The organism is Brenneria izbisi, assembly GCF_025840185.1.
Taxonomy (GTDB): domain Bacteria; phylum Pseudomonadota; class Gammaproteobacteria; order Enterobacterales; family Enterobacteriaceae; genus Brenneria; species Brenneria izbisi.
Window position 1 is genome coordinate 1 of the sequence record NZ_JAMPJU010000025.1, and the last position, 6,456, is coordinate 6,456.

The following is a 6,456-nucleotide window of genomic DNA, read 5'->3' on the forward strand; positions in this document are numbered from 1 at the left end:
GTCCATCGTTTGCCTGTCTCCGTTGTTGGAGTGAACATATCAAAAACAGACAATTACACAATTTAAATTACAGTCTCCATAAACCGCCAACAATATGAAAAATAATATCTACAGAAAATATGGCATAAAGGATCTGCTCACCTTTTTACTCATCGCCAGAATCTCACATATGCAAAGCATCGCTGACGCCGAACATCACAGGGTTATCTACGTTGATAAGATGGCGTGATGTAACATTCTGAGAGCAACAGGAGGCTTGAATCCCACTGATTTTGCGAGCATTATCGCAATATATTCCCTTTCAGTTTGTGTTGCGTATGCCATCTGTCCAGGAACTTCAAACTGCAATTTCCAATATGTCTATATGGCGTGGGGTCAGTCCAGGATTATGAAATGGCGGCATGATTAGGTGGGAATAATTTCAGGGACAAATCATAACCTACTACTTACAAGTTCTTGTAGAATCAAAAATATCTACATTCAATCATGATTGCACGTAGCAAAGGTCATGTGCTGCGTTGGCTGAAAACAGAACAAAACGGAGAATGCCATGTCTGGATTGCACGCATGGATACAGGAAAAATCAGAGAATAATAACTTCTTCCTTATCAAAAGATTATCAGCAAATGATACCGGTGCTACAGGTGGGCATCAGGTAGGCCTCTACATCCCATCCAAAATTGTGGAGACTCTTTTCCCATCGCTCAATCATACAAATGAACTGAATCCCTCCGTCATGTTAACTGCTCATGTATCTTCGCATATCTGCCCGGATAGCCAGGCAAGAGCGATTTACTATAACGGCCGCTATTTTGGTAAAACCAGAAATGAAAAGCGGATTACACGCTGGGGAAGTGGAAGCCCTCTTCAGGATACTGAAAACACAGGGGCTCTTACACTACTGGCGTTTGATTTTACTCCTGAGAAGGACAGTGAATTTGTTGACATATGGGTTTGTATTAATGCAGATGAAGAAGATATCATTGAGTCAATGATCGGGGAAGTGATACCGGGAACGGTGCTTTTCGATGCAGCAGAAAAAATCTTTGGGGGCTTTGCGTTAACACCAAAAGGATTAAAACCTGGCTATGACGTTCCCATTGAGTGGAGGGATAATTTTCCTACTGGTCGTGAAATTATTCGTTTTGCCGCCGAACATTACTCCAACACTCCGGGCGATCCTGATAAAAAACTTATCGACCGTAGGCGTATTGAGTATGAAATATTTCTTCACATAGAGGAAATTCACGTACTGGACATTATCCGTAAAGGATTTGGTTCTGTTGATGAATTCATCTTACTGGCAAACTCTGTCAGTAACAGAAGGAAGTCTCGTGCTGGAAAATCACTGGAATTACATCTTGAACAGATCTTCATTGAACATGGTTTAACACAATTTGCCACTCAGGCTAAGACAGAAGGAAATAAAAAACCTGATTTTCTTTTTCCATCAGCCTTGGCATATCATGATACTAGGTTTCCTGACCATAAACTTAGAATGCTGGCGGTTAAGACAACCTGCAAAGATCGTTGGCGTCAAATACTGAATGAAGCAAACCGGATAAAAAACATTCATCTTTTTACCCTCCAGGAAGGTGTGTCTCTTGCGCAGTATAGGGAGATGCGGCAAGAGGGAGTAACACTGGTTGTCCCTTCATCACTCCATAAAAAGTATCCTGAAGAGGTCAGGGAGAACCTGATGACGCTTGGCTGGTTTATCAGGGAGCTTTGTGAACTTTATGATGATTAATCGGGAGGTGTTATCGGTTTCTTCAGCGATGAAAGAGCGCAAGAACAATCTGGCACCTAACAATTTTATCCATCAGACCTCATTGAACCGGCTAATGAGCATGCTTGGGTGTAAGATGGAAACCTTTTCCTGCCAGTTGAACAGCCTTAATCCGAGTTATCGGATCCACTGTTTGTGATAAGTTAGATATGGTGATTGATCACTGTTCAAAATGAATGGTTTTATGAATTTAAAATATTAAAAAATACATATTAATTATACATATACAAAAAACATCTGTTTATTTGTACAGCCAAACTTTTTTCTGGGTTAATTTAGTGATAGGATCATACTAAAATCTCCCTTTATTGAATGGAATTGAAAATGAACGAGTTAGAGCTGCTTGCACAAAAGTTGATTGCACAGAATGAGCAGGATCAGTTCAGGAAGAGAGAAGAAGATAAGGCATTAATCAGTAAACTTGTTGAGATCTATGATCAAAAGTATGTTGCAGAGGCACTTCGTGCTATCAGCCATAGTGATTGGACCCGTGAGACACTCAACCGGTGGTTAAACGGCAAAATGGCACAAAAAGCACTGACAAAACTGGAAGTACAAATGCTTAATAGCCTGCTTCCTTCTCCGCCTGCTCACCATCCTCATTACGCTTTTCGTTTTATCGATTTATTTGCGGGTATTGGTGGGATTAGGAAAGGATTTGAAGAAATTGGCGGGCAATGTGTATTTACCAGTGAATGGAATAAAGATGCTATTCGCACCTATAAAGCAAATTGGTATTGTGATCCGGAACATCACATATTTAACTCTGATATCAGAGAAATTACGCTAAGTAATGAGCATTCTGTTAGCGAAAAAGAAGCATACAAAAATATAGATTGTGAAATTCCCGACCACGATGTATTGCTTGCAGGCTTTCCGTGTCAGCCATTTTCTCTGGCTGGTGTATCCAAGAAAAACTCATTGGGCCGTGCTCATGGTTTTGAGTGCGAAACACAGGGGACTTTATTCTTTGATGTTGCTCGTATCATTGCAGCTAAAAAACCGGCCATGTTTTTACTGGAAAATGTGAAGAATCTGAAAAGCCATGATAAAGGAAAAACGTTTCGGGTAATTATGAAAACACTGGACGAGCTTGGATACGCTGTTGCTGATTCTGAACACATAGGGTCAGATGATCCTAAAATTATTGATGGTAAAAATTTCTTGCCACAGCATCGGGAACGTATTGTTTTGGTAGGATTCCAGCGTGATCTTAATATTCATAAAGGATTTACTCTGAAGAATATTAATCAGTTCTTCCCGCCAAAAAGGTTGACTATCAGAGAGCTACTTGACGACCGAGTTGATAGCAAATATGTCCTTACCCCCGCTCTCTGGAAATATTTATACAACTACGCTAAAAAGCATCAGGCAAAAGGGAATGGTTTTGGGTTCGGTCTTGTATCGCCCGGAAATTCGGATAGTGTTGCCCGCACCCTGTCGGCTCGATACCATAAAGATGGCTCCGAAATACTAATCGATCGCGGATGGGATAAAGAACTTGGAGAACGGGATTTTGATAATGAAGAGAACCAGAAAAACAGGCCCAGAAGGTTGACGCCCCGGGAATGTGCTCGTTTAATGGGCTTTGAATCGCCAAATGGCACATCTTTCCGTATCCCGGTATCTGATACTCAGGCATACCGGCAGTTTGGAAATTCTGTCGTTGTCCCTGTTTTTGCTGCCGTAGCAAAAATGTTGAAGCCTTATATCAACAAGGCAGTTGAGCTAAAAAACAATAAAAAGGTCGCATAAGGTCTGATTATGGCTGATGTTCATAACCCATCGATTCGCAGCAAAAATATGAAAGCGATCCGTAATCATGACACAGCCATTGAGATAAAGCTGACAACGATTCTTGAGGATTTAGGTTTTGAGTTTCGAACGCAGGTAAAGGATTTGCCCGGAAGACCTGACTTTGTGATTGATGAATACCGAAAAATCATCTTTACTCATGGATGCTTCTGGCACCGGCATGAGTGTTATCTTTTCAAAGTTCCAGCGACACGAACCGGATTTTGGATGAAAAAAATTGGGCAGAATGTATCACGGGATAAAAATATCTGCGAAAAGCTCAGAAGTGATGGTTGGCACATAATGGTTATCTGGGAATGTGCCATAAAAGGCCGACTCAAACTGTCTGTTCAGGAATTATCAGAAAGAGTCGAAGAGTGGATTTGTGCAGGAAGTGACTCTGTAGAAATCGATACTAAAGGGATACATAGTAGAAATGTTTGAACAGTTATCTAACCATTTTGAAGTAGCTATTGCTAAATATCTTTCTGCCGTTGACGTAAACCCCAAAAAATCTAACCAACACGAAATAGGTGGACTAGTAAAAGCTGGATTTTCAAAATATCTCCCAGTACCTGAAAATGGTGAAAAAATACGCCTAAGCGCAACGCTAACTTATATTTATGATAAGGGTTCTAAACCTGTATCCTGTAAGTCTGAACTAACGTGGTATGATGTTCGATATTATCAAAAAAATCGAAAGCCTGAATATCGCATGTATTATAAAACAAATTCTGTTTCATCCATGATGAATGAAGGGGATTTTTTTCTTATTGTTAAAAATAACGAAGAACATTTAATTTTTATTGTAACTCCTTCTGGCTCTTCAGTTGAAGAACATCTAAAAAAATCATTTGGAATTAATACCGTTAGTGGTGAATTTTCTCATAACTTATTCAAATCTGAATCAGCTTTCCTATCAACTAATATGATCAAGAAAAAAACCGAGAAGAATGACCCCAAGATAAAAACAACAAATCAGAATATAGAGAGAATTTACTTTAAAAATCTCAAGTGCCTACAAGATGTGACTATCGATTTTAATTTTCAAAAAGTCACGGCTATATTTGGACCTAATGGGAGTGGCAAATCGACAATATTACATGCGATGGCCAGTCTGTACCAACCTGAAGATAATGGCGAAAATTATAGATTTATAGATTTTTTCCCTCGTAGTCCAGATGCTGAATGGAATGGCAGCCATCTTGAAGTAACTCACTCTTATCGAAGAGGAAAAGATGAGTACCAGGATCAATTGGATATTTATGGTAAGTCAGAACAAAAAGGTTCTCGGTGGATAAAAATATATGCACGAAGACCTTTTAGGGAAGTATATTATATTGGTATTGGTCAATGTGTTCCAATGATCGAATCAGAAAAAAACAATAATAATGTAAATTATGTTACAACAAATTTACAGGGGGAACATACAAATATTCTATTGCATAAAGCATCTGATGTTTTGAATAAGAGATACAGTTCAATTAATCAGCACGAATTACAAAATGGTAAAACTTTTATAGGAGTTGAGACTGATGGTGTTAAATACTCAGCTTTAAGCATGAGCGCTGGTGAGCAAAAAGTCTTTTTTATCTTGGATAAGGTTTTTTCGGCAGGGAAAAACTCATTAATATTAATAGATGAAATTGATTTATTACTACATAACAAAGCACTTAAGCGACTTATAGAAATTATTGTTGAAAGAGCTAATGATAAGAATATACAAGTGGTTTTCACCACACATAGAGAAAGTCTTTTAACATTATCTAACATTATTAATGTACGTCATATTGTAAATATGAATGGTAAGACATTATGCTTTAATGAAACAAAGCCTGACGCTATAAATCGGTTAACTGGTAAATCTGAAAAAAACATTGAAATATTTGTTGAAGATGATTTTTCCTTGTTTATTATTCAGCATTTATGTTCAAGATTAAAGGCTATGAGATACGTCGCAATAAATATTTTCGGTGCCGCAAGTAACGCATTTACTGTTATTGCTGGGCTATTATTGAAAGGCGACAAATGCAACAATGTCATTTTAGTGCTTGATGGGGATGAGTATAAAACGGAGCAGAGTAAGAGAGAGGCCGTTGACAAGGTGTTAACAGGCACAGATGAAAGAGTAAAAAAATTAAGAGATATAGCTTATACTAAAGTAAAACAGTTCAATTTACCCGATAAAATGCGGCCCGAAAAATTTATTCATGAGTTGTTATGTGATTTACCAAGTGACATAATTCATCCTAATGAGGAGGAAATAATTGAGATAGCTAAACAGATTAACTATGTTGGAGATCAGCATAGATATATATATGACATCATTGAGCGTTTAGGAATTGATCATTCATCTGGGTATTCAAAAGTAATATCTCTGGCAGCAAGACATGATCGTTGGAGCGACTATATTGAAGATGTAAATAGATGGATAATTGATAAAGTGGATACTATAAAAGAAAATTAAACCACTAGATAACTTTGCATAATACAGCTACACACGCAGGAAGACCTGCGGCACAAAGCGTTGGGACTTTTCACCCTCAAATGAACCGCCCAACAAGGTTTAGCCATTGCGCGGTCATTCGCTCAGTTATCAGTGTTTTTTTATCCAGTAATCTATGTAAGGTGATTTACACGACCAATGCCATAGAATTGCCTCTACCGCTTATTTTCCCAAAATCAAACGGACTCACCGCCCTCTCCCGGTTCGCATCAAGAAAATCCGCCCACCATTGCAGCATCAGTTTGCGCTCATCCAAAGGTAATCCCCCCGAAAAACCGGTGTGTTCATAAGGATCTGTCCCCGAAATTATTCCCACCTAATTACGCTACCATTTCATAATGCACCGGCGTTTGATAACCCAACGTTG

Annotated in this window: 4 protein-coding genes; all 4 read left to right on the top strand. The window is 38.7% G+C overall.

Going from position 1 to position 6,456, the window contains the following annotated elements; translation table 11 throughout:
- The first annotated feature begins 550 nt into the window (after positions 1 to 550).
- Positions 551 to 1,750, top strand: coding sequence for a type II restriction endonuclease (locus NC856_RS17445; protein ID WP_264091678.1), 1,200 nt, complete (start codon positions 551 to 553; stop codon positions 1,748 to 1,750).
- Between the two features lie 363 nt (positions 1,751 to 2,113).
- Complete coding sequence (locus NC856_RS17450) at positions 2,114 to 3,544, top strand: DNA cytosine methyltransferase (RefSeq protein WP_264091679.1); 1,431 nt, start codon at positions 2,114 to 2,116, stop codon at positions 3,542 to 3,544.
- Positions 3,545 to 3,553: 9 nt separating this feature from the next.
- Complete coding sequence (locus tag NC856_RS17455; RefSeq protein ID WP_264091680.1) at positions 3,554 to 4,027, top strand: very short patch repair endonuclease; 474 nt, start codon at positions 3,554 to 3,556, stop codon at positions 4,025 to 4,027.
- Entirely contained in the window at positions 4,020 to 6,050 is a 2,031-nt protein-coding gene (locus NC856_RS17460; protein WP_264091681.1) for an AAA family ATPase, read from the top strand. Before NC856_RS17455 ends, NC856_RS17460 begins: the two co-directional genes overlap by 8 nt.
- Positions 6,051 to 6,456: the final 406 nt, after the last annotated feature.